Origin of the sequence: Streptomyces sp. NPDC098101, from assembly GCF_044760185.1 — a bacterium.
In the GTDB taxonomy this organism is placed as follows: domain Bacteria; phylum Actinomycetota; class Actinomycetes; order Streptomycetales; family Streptomycetaceae; genus Streptomyces.
In genome coordinates this window covers 405504-420835 of sequence record NZ_JBIWAS010000006.1, presented here as the reverse complement: position 1 = coordinate 420835, position 15332 = coordinate 405504, and the positions used below count along the sequence as shown (strand labels likewise).

The following is a 15332-nucleotide window of genomic DNA, read 5'->3' as shown; positions in this document are numbered from 1 at the left end:
GGCACGGCGGAGGGGCGGGTACGGACACCACGGTCCGTACCCGCCCCTCCGCCGTGCCCCGAAAGGCACCGGCACGCCCCCGGAGGGACTACGCCACGAACGACCGGGGCGACTCCGCCCCGCCGCCCGCCCCCGACTCGACCAGGCGGGCCGCGGCGGCGAGCCGGGCGGCCGCCTCGTCCGCGACCGGGCCGCCGACCGTGAAGGGCAGCCGGACGAAGCCCTCGAAGGCGCCGTCGACGCCGAAGCGCGGCCCCGACGGCACCCGGACGCCGACCCGCTCCCCCACCTCGGCGAGCCGGGAGCCGGAGAGGCCGCCGGTGCGCACCCAGAGGGTCAGGCCGCCGCGCGGGACCGTGAACTCCCACTCCGGGAGCTCCCTGCGGACCGCCGCCACGAGCGCGTCCCGGTTCTCCCTGGCCTGCTCGCGCCGCAGCCCCACGGCCTCCTCCCAGCCGCCCGTCCGCATCAGCCAGTTCACGCCGAGCTGTTCCAGGACGGGGGTGCCGAGGTCCGCGTAGGCGCGGGCGGCCACCAGGGAGCGGATGACGTCGGGCGCGGCCCGGACCCAGCCGATGCGCATCCCCGCCCAGAAGGCCTTGCTGGCCGAGCCGACCGTCAGGACGGTGGAGCCGGCCGGGTCGAAGGCGCAGACCGGCCGGGGCATCTCCAGGTCGTCGTCGAGGTGCAGCTCGGCCATGGTCTCGTCGACGACGAGCACCGTGCCGGCCGAGCGGGCCGCCTCCACCAGCTGCCGCCGCTGGTCCTCGTCCGCGAGCGCGCCGGTCGGGTTGTGGAAGTCGGCGACGACGTACGCGAGGCGGGGCGCCGCGTCCCGCAGCACCTGGCGCCAGCGGCCCAGGTCCCAGCTGCCGAGTCCCTCGGACATGGCGACGGGCACGAGCCGGGCCCCGGCCTCGCGCATCAGCTGGAGGATGTTGGCGTACGAGGGGGACTCGACGGCGATGCGCTCGCCGCGCCCGGCGAAGAGGTGGCAGATCGCGTCCATGGCGCCCATGGCACCGGTCGTGACCATGATCTGCTCGGGCATGGTGGGGATGCCCCGGGCGGTGTACCGGTCGGCGAGCATCTGCCGCAGCGCGGGAAGGCCGGCCGGGTAGTCCCCGTGCGTGTGGGCGTAGGGCGGCAGCTCCTCCAGGGCGCCCTGGAAGCCCCGGGACAGCCAGGGCTCGGGGGCGGGCAGGGCCGCGCAGCCCAGGTCGATCATCGAGCCGAGGGCCTCGGGCGGCAGCGGTTCGAGGCCGCGCGCGGGCAGCGGGTTCCCGGCGGGGACGGCGGTCCAGCTGCCGGCGCCGCGCCGCGACTCCAGGAAGCCCTCGGTGCGCAGCGCCTCGTAGGCGGCGGCCACCGTCGTCCGGCTGACGGCGAGCGCGAGGGCGAGCTCCCGCTCGGCGGGCAGGCGGGCGGCGACCGGGACGCGGCCCTCCAGGACGAGCAGCCGGATGCCGTCGGCGAGGGCGCGGTAGGCGGGCGGCTTGCGGGCGCCGGGCCCGGCGGGCCGGGGCTGCTGCGCCTGGAGCTGCCGGGCGAGCTGTGCCGGTCCCACCGCCGAAGTCCACTGAGCCATGGAAATCAGTCCACCTTCCTCGAATTGGCCATGGTTGGCCTTCGATCCCCTGCCACAGAGTGGCACGAGTCAGTCCACTACCACCACCCTGGGGGGCAGCACCTTGTCCATCGCCTCCGGCCTCCGCGGCCGGCACCTCACCCGTCGTCTGGTCCAGCTGTACGCGGGACTGACGCTGTACGGCGTCAGCTCGGCACTGCTCGTGCGCGGCTCGCTCGGCCTGGAGCCCTGGGGCGTCCTCCACCAGGGCCTCGCGGAGAAGACCGGGCTGACGATCGGCGTGGTGTCGATCGTGGTGGGGGCGGTGGTGCTGCTGCTGTGGATCCCGATCCGGCAGCGGCCCGGACTGGGCACGGTGTCCAACGTCTTCGTGATCGGCCTGGCGATGGACGGCACCCTGGCCCTGGTCCCGGAGTCCGACGGCCTGGTCGTGCGGGTGCCGCTGCTGGTCCTTGGGATCGTCCTCAACGGGGTCGCGACCGGTCTGTACATCGCGGCGCGGTTCGGCCCCGGCCCGCGCGACGGCCTGATGACCGGTCTGCACCGGCTCACCGGCCGCTCCATCCGCCTGGTGCGGACGGCCCTCGAAGTGGCCGTGGTGGCGACCGGCTTCCTGCTCGGCGGCTCGGTGGGGATCGGCACGGTGCTCTACGCGCTCTCGATCGGTCCGCTGGCCCAGTTCTTCCTGCGCCGGTTCGCGGTCCCGGAGCGGGAGGGCGGCCTCACGGTGGCCTCTTCCGGCGCCGCCCCGGCGCAGGACTCCGTCCCGGCACAGGACCCCGTCCCGGCACAGGACCCCGTCCCGGCACAGGACCCCGTCCCGGCGCGGGACTCCGCTCCGATGCGGGACGCCACCCCTGCGCAGGGCGCCACCCCGGCCGGGGACCCCGCTCCGGCGGAGGACGCCGGCCCCGCGACGGCCGCCCGTCCCCCGGCGGTCGCCCCCGGGACACCGGAACAGGCCATACTGCGGCGGTGACCCGTGTACGCCACCCCTATCTCGACCACCCCGCTCCCCTCGCGTTCGCCCATCGCGGCGGCACGGCGAACGGCCTGGAGAACACCGCGGCCGCCTTCCGCCGGGCCGCCGCGGCGGGCTACCGCTACTTCGAGACCGACGTCCACACGACGTCCGACGGAGCGCTCGTCGCCTTCCACGACGCGACCCTGGACCGGGTGACGGACGCCTCGGGGCGGATCCGCGACCTGCCGTGGGAGGCGGTGCGCGAGGCCCGGGTGGCGGGCCGGGAGCCGCTGCCGCTCTTCGCCGACCTCCTGGAGGAGTTCCCGGAGGCCCGCTGGAACGTGGACCTCAAGGTGGAGTCGGCCCTGGTGCCGCTGATCGACCTGATCCGCCGGACGGACGCCTGGGACCGGGTCTGCGTGAGCTCCTTCACCGAGGCCCGGCTGGCCCGGGCGCAGCGCCTGGCCGGTCCGCGCCTCGCCACCTCGTACGGGGTGCGCGGGGTGGTCGGACTGCGGCTGCGCTCCCTCGGCATCCCGGCGGCGCTGCGGGCCGGCGCGGTGGCCGCGCAGGTCCCGGAGCGCCAGGGCGGGATCCCGGTGGTCGACCGGCGGTTCGTCCGGGAGGCGCACGCGCGCGGGCTCCAGGTCCACGTGTGGACCGTGAACGATCCGGCCCGCATGACCTCTCTCCTCGACCTGGGGGTCGATGGCATCATGACCGATCACCTGGAGACGCTGCGCTCGGTGCTGACCGAGCGGGGCGCGTGGCACTGAGCGCGCGCCCGGGCGGCCCGGGGACGGACCGCAAGGGGCACGGGCCCACGGGGACGAACGAGGGGGCGCGGCCGTGACCGCTGACACCACCGAGCCGGAGGAGTACGCCGCCGGCCCCGCCGAACGGCGGCGCGAGCAGCGGGGCTGGTACTTCTACGACTTCGCCTGCTCGGTGTACTCGACGAGCGTGCTCACCGTCTTCCTGGGCCCGTACCTGACCTCGGTGGCGCGGGCGGCGGCCGACCCGGAGGGGTTCGTCCATCCGCTGGGCATCCCCGTGCGGGCGGGCTCCCTCTTCGCGTACGCCGTGTCGGCTTCGCTCGTGGTCGCGGTGCTCGCGATGCCGCTGGCGGGCGCGGCGGCCGACCGCACGGGCCGGAAGAAGCCGCTGCTGGCGGCGACCGCTTACCTGGGGGCGACGGCCACGGCCGGGATGTTCTTCCTGGACGGCGACCGCTATCTCCTGGGCGCCTTCCTGCTGATCGTGGCGAACGCCTCGCTCTCGGTCTCGATGGCGCTCTACAACGCCTATCTGCCGCAGATCTCGGAGCCGGACGAGCGGGACGCGGTCTCCTCGCGGGGCTGGGCCTTCGGCTACACGTCCGGGGCGCTGGTCCTCGTCCTGAACCTGGTCCTCTACTCGGGCCACGACTCCTTCGGGCTCACCGAGGGGGAGGCGGTCCGGATCTGCCTGGCCTCGGCCGGCGTGTGGTGGGGCGCGTTCACCCTGGTGCCGCTGCGGCGGCTGCGCGACCGGCGGATCCCCCGGGAGGGGCAGCGGGCCGGCGAGGGCGCGGTCGGCAGCGGCTGGCGCCAGCTGCGGGCGACCCTGAAGGACATGCGCCGGCACCCGCTGACGCTCTCCTTCCTGCTCGCCTACCTGGTCTACAACGACGGCGTGCAGACGGTGATCTCGCAGGCCTCGCTGTACGGCTCGGAGGAGCTGGGCCTGGACCAGACGACGCTCATCATGGCGGTCCTGCTCGTCCAGGTGCTCGCGGTGGCGGGGGCCCTCGGCATGGGGCGACTCGCCCGGTCGTACGGGGCCAAGCGGACGATCCTGGGCTCGCTCGCGGTCTGGACCCTGATCCTGGGGGCGGCCTACGCCCTGCCGGCCGGCGCGCCCGTGTTCTTCTACTTCCTGGCGGCCGCGATCGGTCTGGTCCTGGGCGGCAGCCAGGCCCTGTCGCGCTCGCTGTTCTCGCACCTGGTGCCGCGCGGCAAGGAGGCGGAGTACTTCTCGGCGTACGAGATGAGCGACCGGGGGCTCAGCTGGCTGGGTCCGCTCGTGTTCGGTATCGCGTATCAGCTGACCGGAAGCTATCGGGATGCCATCATCTCCCTGTTGATCTTCTTCATCGCCGGCTTCGTCCTGCTCGCCCGGGTGCCGGTGCGACGCGCGGTCGAGGCCGCGGGAAATCCGGTGCCGGGGCGTATTTAGACGTGGCGGTGAAAGGGCGGTAGTGTACGCGTTTGGCCTGCCAGGCGGACCGTTACTGCGTGCTGCTTTGGTGAAGACACCACGTCACACCTGCCGTCAGATGTGACAAAACGGGCACTGGTGGGTACAACAAGGGGCGGCACGACGGGCGACGCATGTCCCGGCACGGGAATCTTTACCGCCGACCGGACGTTGACCGGATAACGACGACAGCGACATCTGTCCTGTGGGCGACAAGCCCGGGAGGCACGATTCATGAGTGAGCGAGCTCTTCGCGGCACGCGCCTCGTGGTGACGAGCTACGAGACCGACCGCGGCATCGATCTGGCCCCGCGCCAGGCGGTGGAGTACGCATGTGAGAAGGGACATCGCTTCGAGATGCCCTTCTCCGTAGAGGCGGAGATTCCGCCGGAGTGGGAGTGCAAGGTCTGCGGAAGCCAGGCACTCCTGGTGGACGGGGACGGTCCCGAGGAGAAGAAGGGCAAGCCTGCGCGTACGCACTGGGACATGCTCATGGAGCGGCGCACCCGCGAGGAGCTGGAGGAGGTCCTCGCCGAGAGGCTGGCCGTCCTGCGCTCCGGCGCCATGAACATCGCCGTGCATCCGCGCGACAGCCGCAAGTCCGCCTAGCGGACCGCCGGACGATCAACGCCGCGGGGCCCGGTACACGAAGGCGTGTACCGGGCCCCGCGGCGTTTCCGCGTGCGCCGCTCCGGACGGCGCCGGAACCAAGGGATCAGATCAGGGGGTCAGGGGCGGGCGGGTTCCGTCGGCCCGGTACGGGCTCCGGGGGGCGTCCTCGCGGACGACCTCGCCCTGGACCACCTTCCCGTCCGGACGGTGGATGCGGGCCTGCTGGAAGGCGTCCTGGAGGCCGCCGGGGGACGCGGTGGCCATCCGGCGCTCGACCGCCCGCTCCGCGCGCCGCCCGAGGAACGAGCGGACCGGGGGGATCAGCAGGAGCAGGCCGGCCGCGTCGGAGATCAGGCCGGGGAGGATCAGGAGCAGGCCGCCCAGCATCAGGAAGCCGTTGCGGTCCTCCGCGCCGGTCCGCTCCGGCGCGACGGGCACCCCGCCGGTCCGCGCGGCCTCCTGGGCCTGCTGGAAGGTCGAGGTGAGGTTCCGGAAGGCGCGCCGGCCCGCCCGCTTGACGACGAAGGTGCCGAGCAGGGCACCGCCGACGAGCAGGACGAGGACGGTCGGTCCGCCGGCCGCGTCCGCCACCACCGTGAGCAGCCAGATCTCCAGGACCAGCCAGGCGGCGAGGCCGAGCGGAAGGAACGTACGCGCGCGGGAGCGCTTCTTGGGGGCGGGAGAGGGCGGTGCGCCGGTCGTCATGGTCCCCAGTGTGCCTGGAGCCCCGCCGGAACGGCGTAAAGGGAAGATCAGTGCGTACGGATCCCGGGTCGGCGGGTACGGGCCGGGGAGCGGCGCGCGGGGCCCGCGCGCCGGCGCGTACGGATCGCGGCCCGGTGCCCGCCGCTCGCCCGACGGCCCCGTAAGCCCCGTACGGACGGGGAACGGGTCAGGAGGACTTGCGGCCGAGCCGCTTGCCGACCTTCTCCGCGCGCGCCGTCAGGCCCCAGCCGGTGACCCGCCACAGCGCCTCGACGAGGATGTCGCGGCTCATCTTCGAGTCGCCGACCTCCCGCTCGACGAACGTGATCGGGACCTCGACGACGTGGTAGCCCGCGGCGACCGCGCGGCGGGCCAGGTCGACCTGGAAGCAGTACCCGGCCGAAGCCACGTCCTCCAGGCCCAGGCCCTCCAGGGTCTCCTTGCGGAAGGCCCGGTAGCCGCCGGTGACGTCGCGGATCGGCACGTCGAGCATCACGCGCGAGTAGAGGCTGCCGCCCCGGGAGATGAACTCGCGGGACTTCGGCCAGTTCACGATCCGGCCGCCCGGCACCCAGCGGGAGCCGAGCACCAGGTCCGCGCCCTTGAGGGCGGTGAGCAGCCGCGGGAGCTCCTCGGGCTGGTGGGAGCCGTCGGCGTCCATCTCGACGAGGACGCCGTAGCCGTGCTCGATGCCCCACCGGAAGCCGGCGAGGTAGGCGGCGCCGAGCCCCTCCTTGCCCTTGCGGTGCAGGACGTGCACGTGGTCGTCGTCGGCGGCGATCTCGTCCGCGAACTTGCCCGTGCCGTCGGGGCTGTTGTCGTCGGCGACGAGCACGTGCGCGTCGGGTACGGCTTCCCGCACCCGCGCGACGATCGGCTTGATGTTGTCCGCCTCGTTGTAGGTCGGAATGATCACCAAGGCCTTGCCGAGCGGGCCGTAACGCCTCTGGCCACCGTCGTTCACTGCTGCCCCTTCGGATACAAACACAGGCCCCCACCATAGCGAGGTCCCCGGGATGCTCCGGCGCGGCGGGTCGGGTGGGACGGGTGACGTGCGGCGCGGGGCCCGTCGTCCTTCGGTCCGGCCCGGGATCCGCCGGCTGCGGGTCGATCGGGAGCCGTTGTCTACTGAACGTCCGGGCCCCACCCGGGTCGCACCTTCCGCCGGGCGCCTTCCCCCGCGGCCGAGGCGCGGGCGGCGTTCGGCTGACGCGCGGGGCGCGGTCCGGTCGGACGTCCTGTGGTGGACGCGGAGAACCTACCCGCCCCCGGCGGGCCGCTGTCAATACCCGGACGACCTGCGGTTTCTTCCCGAAAGGCCAGGTCGGAGGGGAAGATCCGCAGGTCGGGGACGAGCGTCCGAAGGGGTGTTCCGAGGGGGACGGGCCCTTCCGTCACACGTCCGGCCGCACGAACACCGTCCGTCCGTGCACCACCGTGCGCAGGCAGACGGGCAGGTCGGCGCCGGGCGACAGGTCGGGCAGGCCGGGCGTGCCGGAGCGCGGGTCGGTGGACCAGCGGGCGACCCGGTCGTCGGGCGCCTGGACGACGAGCTCCTCGGTGCGCCAGACCGCGTAGTCGGCGGGGGCGCCGGGGACGAGCGTCCCGGCGTCGTCGCGGCCGACGGCCCGCCAGCCGCCCCGGGTGTGGGCGGTGAAGGCGGCGCGGGCGGAGATCCGGTGCTCGGGGGTGCGGTGGAAGGCGGCGGCCCGGACGGTGCCCCAGGGGTCGAGCGGGGTGACGGGGGCGTCGGAGCCGAAGGCCAGCGGCACGCCGGCGCGCAGCAGGGCCGCGTACGGGTTGAGGGTGCGGGCCCGGTCGGCGCCGAGCCGGTCGGCGTACATGCCCTCCTCGCCGCCCCAGAGCGCGTCGAAGGCGGGCTGGACGGAGGCGGTGAGGCCCAGCTCGGCGAAGGCGGCGATCGTCTCGGGGGTGAGCATCTCGACGTGCTCGACGCGGTGCCGGGCGGCCCGGATCCGGGCGAGGCCCAGCTTCTCGGCGGCGGCCCTGAAGCCCTCGACGACCGCGGTGACGGCGGCGTCCCCGATGGCGTGGAAACCGGCCTGGAGCCCCGCCTCGGTGCAGGCGACCACGTGGAGGGCGACGGTGGTCGCGTCCAGGTGGGCGGCGCCGGTGTGGCCGGTGTCGGCGTGGTCGGCGTACGGCTCGTGGAGGCAGGCCGTGTGGGAGCCGAGGGAGCCGTCGGCGAAGAGGTCGCCCGCGGCGCCGAGCGCGCCGAGGTCCCGCGCCCGCTCCACGTCGAGGTCGGCCCAGTAGCCGACGACCCGGGGCCCGGCCTCCTCGCGCGCGAGGTCGAGCAGTCCGGTGAAGTCCTCCTCGGAGGAGATCCGCGGGCCGCCGCACTCGTGCAGGGTGCCGATGCCGAGGGAGGCGGCCCGGGCGCGGGCGGCGCGCTGCGCCTCGGTGCGCTGGCGCGCGGACACGGCGCCGAAGGCGGCGGCGCGGACGGCGTGGTGGGCGTCGCCGGTGAGCGGCCGCAGGCCGTCGTGGAAGCCGTCCAGGTCCCGGACGCCGGGCACGAGGTCGAGCATGGCGGTGGTGACGACGGCCGAGTGGACGTCGATCCGCGTCAGGTAGAGCGGGCGGCCGCCGGTGAGGCCGTCGAGCTCCTCGCGGGTGAGCGGGCGGCGCTCGGGCCAGCGGGAGGCGTCCCAGCCGTGGCCGAGGAGGACGCGGTCCTCGGGGCGGGCGGCGGCGTGGGCCCGGATCCGCTCCGCCGCCTCGGCGAGCGAGGCGGCGGAGGAGAGGTCGAGGCCGGTGAGGGCGAAGCCGGTGGCGGTGGTGTGCACGTGCGCGTCGACGAACGCCGGGGCGACGAGCGCGCCCTCCAGGTCGACCACCTCGTCCACGCCGGACGCGAAGGCGTCGGCCGCGCCCTCCGATCCCACCCAGGCGACGTGCCCGCGCTCCACCACCATGGCGGTGGCGAAGGGGTCGGCGGGGCTGTGGACTTCTCCACCGCGCAGCAGCACGGTGCGGTGTGCGCCGGGAGGCGCGGCAGACGTGGACTCACTCATGCCACCAGGCTAGGACCTGGGGGGACCCGGTTTGTCCGGCAGGTCCCCCGGCGGGCGTCCACGGCTCCCCGGCGGGCGCCGACGGGTCAGATGCGCGGGGGCCGGGCCTCGTACGGGGTGGACAGGACGACCGTCGTGCGGCTGGACACGCCGGCCTGGGAGCGGATGCGGCTGAGCAGGTGCTCCAGCTCCAGCGGGGTGGCGACCCGGACCTTGAGGATGTAGTTCTCGTCGCCCGCGACGCTGTGGCAGGCCTCGATCTCGGGGATGTCGGCGAGCCGGTCGGGGGTGTCGTCGGGGGCGCTGGGGTCGAAGGGTTTGACCGAGATGAAGGCGGTCAGCGGCAGGCCCACGGCCTCCGGGTCGACGACGGCGGCGTAGCCGCGGATGACACCGCGCTGCTCCAGACGGCGGACGCGCTGATGCACGGCCGACGTGGACAGGCCGGTGGCCTTGCCCAGGTCGGTGTAGCTCATGCGCCCGTCCTTGACCAGCAACTCCACGATCTGACGATCCAGCTCCTCCATGCGGTGACCCTAGTGCTCCCGAGGGGCCGGAGCACAGCCCGGGGCGGCCTCTATGGGGCGCTATGCGCCGTCACGGGGCACCTGCGACGGGCATGTGACGAACGCCACAGGTTTGCGCCCGGCTCGGGATGCCGCCTCACGGTTATGCGGAGTTCCGTATGGGAAGTGGTTGCTGTGGTCGAAGGCCGCACAGATCCGGCCGACCCACCCGAGGGGGAGATTCTCCATGCAGGAGCCTGTTGATTCGGTCGACACGTCCGACGAGCTCGACGCGTACGACACCTTTGAGATGTTCCGGGTGGTCTGCCCGGAGTGCGTGCAGCCCCTCGCGCTGCTCGCGGACGAGGACGTGCTGCCGGAGCACGCGCTCTGCCCCACGCCGTGGAACCCCTTCGTCCTCACGGTGTGCCGGGGCACGGGTCTCGCGGCCTCCGAGGCGCGTCCGGCCGACGACACCCTGGAGGTCCAGGAGCAGGACACCGCGCTGCTCCTGACGCTCCCCCAGGGACTCGACTGGCGCACGCAGCCCTTCTCGCACGTCGGCGGCCCGGGCTCGCGCCCGATCCGGGTGCCGCAGATGCGCCGCGCGGCCTGAGGCCGTACGTCGCCGGACGTCTCCCCCGTGCCGCGCCGTGGTGCGGTACGGGGTACCCGGCGGCCGGACCGGCGCGCCGACCCCCGCCGGGTACCGGGCGAACTGCCGCTCGAATCCGCTCGGCGGTGACCCTTGGCCGCCGGAGCGCGTTGGTCCGGGCATGACCACGCTGCACACGACTCCCAGCGGTTACGGTCGGCACCGGCAGGCCGAGCCGCGCGTTGAAGAATCGGTTCCTCACCCGGCCGCGGCACCGGCGACCAGCGCCGTGTCCGCGCCCCTTCCCGTCCCCGTTCCCGTGCCCGTACCGGCGCAGGCGCAGCCCCAGGCCGAGACCGAGGGGGAGGCGGAGCCCCGGGCCCAGGCGCAGGGCCAGGCCGGGCCCGAGGCGCAGGCCCGGTCGCACGTCCTGCCCGAGGCGCGGGAGCAGGACCAGGCCCGGGCGCGCGTCCGGCCGGAGGCGGAGGCCCGGCTCCAGCCCCAGTCGCGCGTCCAGCCCCAGGCCCAACCACCGGCCCCTGCCCCGGTCTCGGCCCCGGCCCCGGTTCCGGTCTCGCTCCCCGCCCCCGTTCCGGCTCCGGCTCCGGCTCCTGTCGGTCCTCCCTTTCCGGCCAAACCGCCGGTCACGATCACCACTCCCGTTCCGGTGGCCGCCCCGGTCCCGGTCGGTGCCCAGGCCCCGGTCCCCGTCGCCCTTCCGGCTCCCGCCCCCGTCCCGGCGCACCCGCCCATCTACCAGGACGTGCTCTCCCTCTGGGCGAGCCAGGGCCGCACCCTCCCCGGCCACCGCGACCAGGAGTGGACCCGGCTCGCCGCGGGGCCCGTCTGGGCGGACCGGACCGTCCGGGTCAGCGGGACTCTGGTCCGACCAGGTGACGGGCGATGACCACCCGCTGGATCTGATTGGTCCCCTCGACGATCTGGAGCATCTTGGCCTCGCGCAGGAAGCGTTCCACCGGGAAGTCCGCCGTGTAGCCGTACCCGCCGAGCACCTGCACCGCGTCCGTCGTGACCCGCATCGCGGCGTCCGTGCAGAAGAGCTTGGCCATCGCCGCGCACCGCCCGAAGGGCCTCCCCTCGTCCCGCAGCCGGGCCGCCTCCAGGTACAGCGCCCGGCCCGCCTCGATCCCGGTCGCCATGTCGGCGAGGAGAAAGCGGAGCCCCTGGAAGTCGGCGATCGGCCGGCCGAACTGGCGTCGCTCGCGCGCGTGTCCGACGGCCGCGTCCAGAGCGGCCTGCGCGAGCCCCACGGCGCAGGCGGCGATGCCGAGCCGCCCCGAGTCGAGGGCGTCGAGCGCGATCGCGAAGCCCTGCCCCTCCTCGCCGAGCCGCCGCGCGTCGGGGACCCGTACGCCGTCGAAGCGGAGCTGCGCGGTGGGCGAGCCGCCCATGCCCATCTTGCGCTCGGGCGGGTCCGCCTCCAGGCCCGGCGCGTCCCCCGGGACCAGGAAGGCCGTGATGCCGCGCGCGCCCGGCCCGCCGGTGCGGGCCATGACCGTGCAGAAGTCCGCGATCCCGCCGTGCGTGATCCACGCCTTGGTGCCGTCGATGATCCACCCGTCGTCCTCGCGGACGGCCCGGGTCCGCAGCGCCGCCGCGTCGGACCCGGCGGAGGGCTCGGAGAGGCAGTAGGCGCCGAGGAGGCCGCCGCCCAGCATGGCGGGCAGGTGCGCGGCCCGCTGCTCCTCGGTGCCGTAGCCGGCGAGCGCGTGGCAGGAGAGGGTGTGGACGCTGACGCCGAGGCCGACGGTGAGCCGGGCTGCGGCGAGCTCCTCCAGGACCTGGAGGTACACCTCGTACGGCTGGCCTCCCCCGCCGTACGCGGGGTCGTAGGGCAGTCCGAGGAGCCCGGAGCGGGAGAGCAGGGCGAACAGCTCGCGGGGGAAGTGTCCGGCGACCTCCTCGGCCGCGGCGGACGGGAGGATCTCGCGCCGGGCGACGTCGCGCACCAGGGCGAGCAGTTCACGGGCCTCGTCGGTGGGCAGTCGGCGCTCCACGCCGTCCGCGGGGGTGTCGGGCACGGCCGGACGCTCCTCCCTGCCGGGCGCGGGCGGGTCGCGCGCGGGATGCCGGGGTCGCGGGGAGTATGCCCGCCCGGCGGTCCCGGATCACACGGCCGCCGGGGGATCACACCGACGCCGCGGCCCGATCCGGTCCGGAAGACGTCCCATGAGACCGGCCCGGTTCGGAGGGGGCCGTCACATGAGGCCGGCCCGGGTGACGAGCACGGCGAGCAGCACGACCAGGGTCCAGCCGAGGACGTGCTCCAGGAGCTTGGGTCCGTCGTCGTCCCGGGGACCGCCCGTGCGGGCGCGGACGAGGGCGGGGCTGTGGGTGGTGGAGGTCATGGCGACCACCATGCGCCACGGGGGCGGCCCGGGGGTAGAGACGTCCGTCACGTCGCCCCGGGCCGCGCCGCCGCGTCAGAGGACGCCGAGGGCCGCGAGGGCCTTGCGCCGGGCGGGCGAGAGGCGGTCGGGGAAGTAGAGGTAGCAGACCCCTCCTGTGCCGGACGCCACTTTTCCGCTCGCGTTGTACCGCTTGGTCCGCAGCCAGATGTTCTCCCACTCGCGCCGCCGGTAGACCCGGCGGACGGCCTCGTTGTCGGGCGAGGCGGGGTCGTTGGCGACGACGTCGCCGTCCGGGGTGAAGCCGACGACGGTCATCAGGTGGCCCGAGGTGCCGTAGCCGGCGCCGGTCAGCTCCTCCTTGAGGAAGGACTGCGACGTGATGACCGGGATGCCGGCCCGGACCAGGTCCTCCAGCTCGGTGAGCGAGCGCAGCCGGGTGACCACGGCGTTCATGCCGGGGTAGGTGGCGGCGTAGGCGGCGTTGAAGGGCCAGTTGCCGCAGCCCTCGTACTGGTGGTCGTAGGTGAAGCGGGCCGCGTGGCAGACCTGGGGGTCGGCGAAGGCCGGGTCGACCCAGGCCAGGTCCTCCGCCGTGGGGCGGCGTCCCCAGTACTCGACGACCATCTGGGAGGAGGTCGGGCTGCACCAGGCCTCGCCGCCGTTGTCGTACTCGGGGTACTGCCCGACGTGGGTGTTCTGCGAGTAGCGGGGCACGGCCAGCTCGCGGGCGGGGCCGGGCACGGAGGCCGGGACAGTGAAGCGGTCCGGGACGTCCGAGGCCATGGCGCCGATCCGCCACACCGTGGGGGTGAGGCCGCTGCCCGGCTTCCGGTACAGGGTCAGGCGCAGCCGGTACGCGCGCAGCCGCAGCCCGCCCGCCGGGTCGTCGATCGCGAAGGTGTCGGTCCAGACGCTGCTCCTGCCGTCGCTCTGGTCGTCGACCGAGGTGCGCCGGATGTCCTCCTCTCCGTCGCCGGAGGCCCAGCGGCCCAGGACGTACCAGGGGGTGGCCGTGGAGTCGGAGTACGTGCCGGAGAGTTCGACCTGGATCCAGGTGCCGGGAGGCGTACGGGCGTTCCAGGAGGCGATGACCTCGGTGGCGGGCACGGTGGAGGTGTGGACGGGCGAGGTCCAGCTCGCGTACTCCCAGGTCGAGGTCCGTCCGGTGTGCGGGTCGGTGTGGTCGGTGCGGCCGGCGGGCCGGGCGAGGACCAGGCCCGGACGGTCGCCGGGGACCGCCTTCGTGCCGTCGGCGGTGCCGCACCGCCAGTCCGTGTACGAGGACCAGAAGCGGTTGTCGACGAGGCCGGGCGCGGGGGCATGGCCCCTGCGGGCGGTGCCGGGGCCTGCGGAGGCGACGGCGGGGACGGCGGTGGCGGCCGTTCCCGCGGCGGCCGCGAGCGCCGCGGCGAGGAGGGTTCTGCGCGGGGTGGAGCTGGTCATGGGCGGTGACCCCCAGTCGAGAACGGTGGACGTGCGGGCCCGTACGTGACGTACGGACGGGCCGGGGTGCGGGTACGGGTGCGGGTGCGTCGGAGTGCTGGTGCGTCGAGGTGCCGGTGCGTCGGGAAGCCGGTGTGCCGGGTGTTGGTGCTTCGAGGTGCTGGTGTGCCGGCGTACGGACGTATCGGTGTGCGGACTGTCGGCGTGCAGGGCTGTCGGCGTACGGGGCTGTCGTCGGTGCAAGGACGTATCGGCGGAGGAACGTGTCGGCGTACAAAGGCGTCGGCACGCGGGCGTGCGGGACCCCGGGCCGTCGTCCGCGCACCCCCGGGCCACGGGCGCGCGGGCCCACTATCCCGGCTTCCGGCGGGCCTCCGCCAGCACTTCGCCCCGCGTCGCCGCACCAATATTGGTCTCGTCCACTGGCGGTGGCACCTCCCTGACCTGGGGAGGTGCCCGCTCCCCTACCCTGGGGCCATGGACGACCTCGACCGCGCGGCGCACGCGCTGCTCCGGCTGCCGCCCTCCTGCGGGCCGGTCCGGCTGGTCGCGGTCGACGGCCACGCGGGCTCCGGCAAGTCCACCCTCGCGGCCCGCCTCTCCGCCGCCCTCGGCGACGCCCCCGTCCTCCACCTCGACGACCTCGCCACCCACGAGGAGCTCTTCGCCTGGACCGGCCGGCTGCGGGAACAGGTCCTGGAGCCCCTCGCGCGGGGCGGGGCCGCGGCCTACCGTCCGTACGACTGGCGGCTGCGGCGCTTCGGGGAGCCGCGCGCGCTGCCCCCGGCGCCGGTGGTCCTCGTCGAGGGCGTCGGCGCGGGCCGGCGGGAGGTGCGGCCCTTCCTGGCGCGCCTGCTGTGGATGGAGCGCGGCGCGGAGGAGTCCTGGGAGCGGGGCCGGCGCCGGGACGGCCCGGAGCAGGCGGCCTTCTGGGACGGCTGGACCGTGGCGGAGACTCGCCATTTCTCCGGCGACCCCTCCCGGCCCTTCGCCGACACCCTGGTACGGGAGTGCCAGGAGGGGTACGAGTGGCTTCCCGGGCCCCGTGTGACAGCGGGCACGGACCAGATCATCACCCACCGTGACGGGTTTCTGTCCGTGAACTGAGGGCCTCCGGCTCCGCTTGCGCAAGTGCCCCAACTCCGCTTGACCCCAGGGGCGTACAGGTCTTACGTTCTGAATGTGCGGCTTTTCGGAGCCGCCGCGGACGCGAAGCCCCCGGTTGTTCCCCCGTGATCGGGGGCTTCGTTCTGCCCCCGGAGCCCCCTCGG

General features: G+C 74.6%; 14 protein-coding genes and 1 pseudogene. 7 read left to right on the top strand and 8 right to left on the bottom strand.

Annotated features, from left to right (window positions below; genetic code table 11):
- Window positions 1-88: 88 nt before the first annotated feature.
- Entirely contained in the window at window positions 89-1588 is a 1500-nt protein-coding gene (locus ACIQVI_RS27430) for a PLP-dependent aminotransferase family protein (RefSeq protein ID WP_351973969.1), read from the bottom strand.
- Between the two features lie 103 nt (window positions 1589-1691).
- Between ACIQVI_RS27430 and ACIQVI_RS27425 the strand changes: the two are divergent.
- From ACIQVI_RS27425 to ACIQVI_RS27410, 4 genes and pseudogenes are all read left to right on the top strand, one after another.
- Window positions 1692-2393, top strand: a pseudogene (locus ACIQVI_RS27425) (YitT family protein); the annotation flags it as partial.
- A gap of 170 nt (window positions 2394-2563) precedes the next feature.
- A complete protein-coding gene (locus tag ACIQVI_RS27420; RefSeq protein WP_403600477.1) occupies window positions 2564-3328 on the top strand; it encodes a glycerophosphodiester phosphodiesterase in 765 nt (254 codons plus the stop codon).
- A gap of 73 nt (window positions 3329-3401) precedes the next feature.
- Window positions 3402-4769 (top strand): MFS transporter, encoded by a 1368-nt coding sequence (locus tag ACIQVI_RS27415; protein WP_403600474.1) that lies wholly within the window; start codon window positions 3402-3404, stop codon window positions 4767-4769.
- Between the two features lie 255 nt (window positions 4770-5024).
- Window positions 5025-5399, top strand: a complete 375-nt coding sequence (locus tag ACIQVI_RS27410; protein WP_026278069.1) for an RNA polymerase-binding protein RbpA — start codon at window positions 5025-5027, stop codon at window positions 5397-5399.
- A 111-nt stretch (window positions 5400-5510) separates the two neighbouring features.
- On the opposite strand, the gene fxsA is transcribed toward ACIQVI_RS27410, so the two are convergent.
- The 4 genes from fxsA to ACIQVI_RS27390 form a co-directional block, all read right to left on the bottom strand.
- Window positions 5511-6107: an FxsA family membrane protein gene (gene fxsA / locus ACIQVI_RS27405; RefSeq protein WP_403600471.1), complete on the bottom strand. Its 597-nt coding sequence runs from the start codon at window positions 6105-6107 to the stop codon at window positions 5511-5513.
- A 187-nt stretch (window positions 6108-6294) separates the two neighbouring features.
- Entirely contained in the window at window positions 6295-7071 is a 777-nt protein-coding gene (locus ACIQVI_RS27400) for a polyprenol monophosphomannose synthase (protein WP_161371717.1), read from the bottom strand.
- Between the two features lie 430 nt (window positions 7072-7501).
- Window positions 7502-9145, bottom strand: coding sequence for an amidohydrolase (locus tag ACIQVI_RS27395; protein WP_351969672.1), 1644 nt, complete (start codon window positions 9143-9145; stop codon window positions 7502-7504).
- Window positions 9146-9231: 86 nt separating this feature from the next.
- Window positions 9232-9672 (bottom strand): Lrp/AsnC family transcriptional regulator, encoded by a 441-nt coding sequence (locus ACIQVI_RS27390; protein ID WP_017242178.1) that lies wholly within the window; start codon window positions 9670-9672, stop codon window positions 9232-9234.
- Between the two features lie 226 nt (window positions 9673-9898).
- On the opposite strand from ACIQVI_RS27390, the gene ACIQVI_RS27385 reads away from it, so the two are divergent.
- Together ACIQVI_RS27385 and ACIQVI_RS27380 are read left to right on the top strand one after the other, a co-directional pair.
- Window positions 9899-10267, top strand: a complete 369-nt coding sequence (locus ACIQVI_RS27385; protein WP_351969671.1) for a hypothetical protein — start codon at window positions 9899-9901, stop codon at window positions 10265-10267.
- Window positions 10268-10535: 268 nt separating this feature from the next.
- Window positions 10536-11153, top strand: a complete 618-nt coding sequence (locus ACIQVI_RS27380) for a hypothetical protein (protein WP_403600466.1) — start codon at window positions 10536-10538, stop codon at window positions 11151-11153.
- Here the strand turns inward: ACIQVI_RS27380 and ACIQVI_RS27375 are convergent.
- The 3 genes from ACIQVI_RS27375 to ACIQVI_RS27365 form a co-directional block, all read right to left on the bottom strand.
- Complete coding sequence (locus ACIQVI_RS27375) at window positions 11116-12288, bottom strand: acyl-CoA dehydrogenase family protein (RefSeq protein ID WP_403600463.1); 1173 nt, start codon at window positions 12286-12288, stop codon at window positions 11116-11118. The genes ACIQVI_RS27380 and ACIQVI_RS27375 overlap by 38 nt on opposite strands.
- Window positions 12289-12465: 177 nt before the next feature.
- The gene (locus ACIQVI_RS27370) at window positions 12466-12615 is read right to left on the bottom strand and encodes an SCO1431 family membrane protein (protein WP_234352161.1); all 150 of its coding nucleotides are present in this window, start codon (window positions 12613-12615) and stop codon (window positions 12466-12468) included.
- A 75-nt stretch (window positions 12616-12690) separates the two neighbouring features.
- Window positions 12691-14061 (bottom strand): peptidase C39 family protein, encoded by a 1371-nt coding sequence (locus ACIQVI_RS27365; RefSeq protein ID WP_403600460.1) that lies wholly within the window; start codon window positions 14059-14061, stop codon window positions 12691-12693.
- Between the two features lie 477 nt (window positions 14062-14538).
- On the opposite strand from ACIQVI_RS27365, the gene ACIQVI_RS27360 reads away from it, so the two are divergent.
- On the top strand, window positions 14539-15168 hold the full coding sequence (locus tag ACIQVI_RS27360; protein ID WP_403600458.1) for a uridine kinase: 630 nt from the start codon (window positions 14539-14541) through the stop codon (window positions 15166-15168).
- Window positions 15169-15332: the final 164 nt, after the last annotated feature.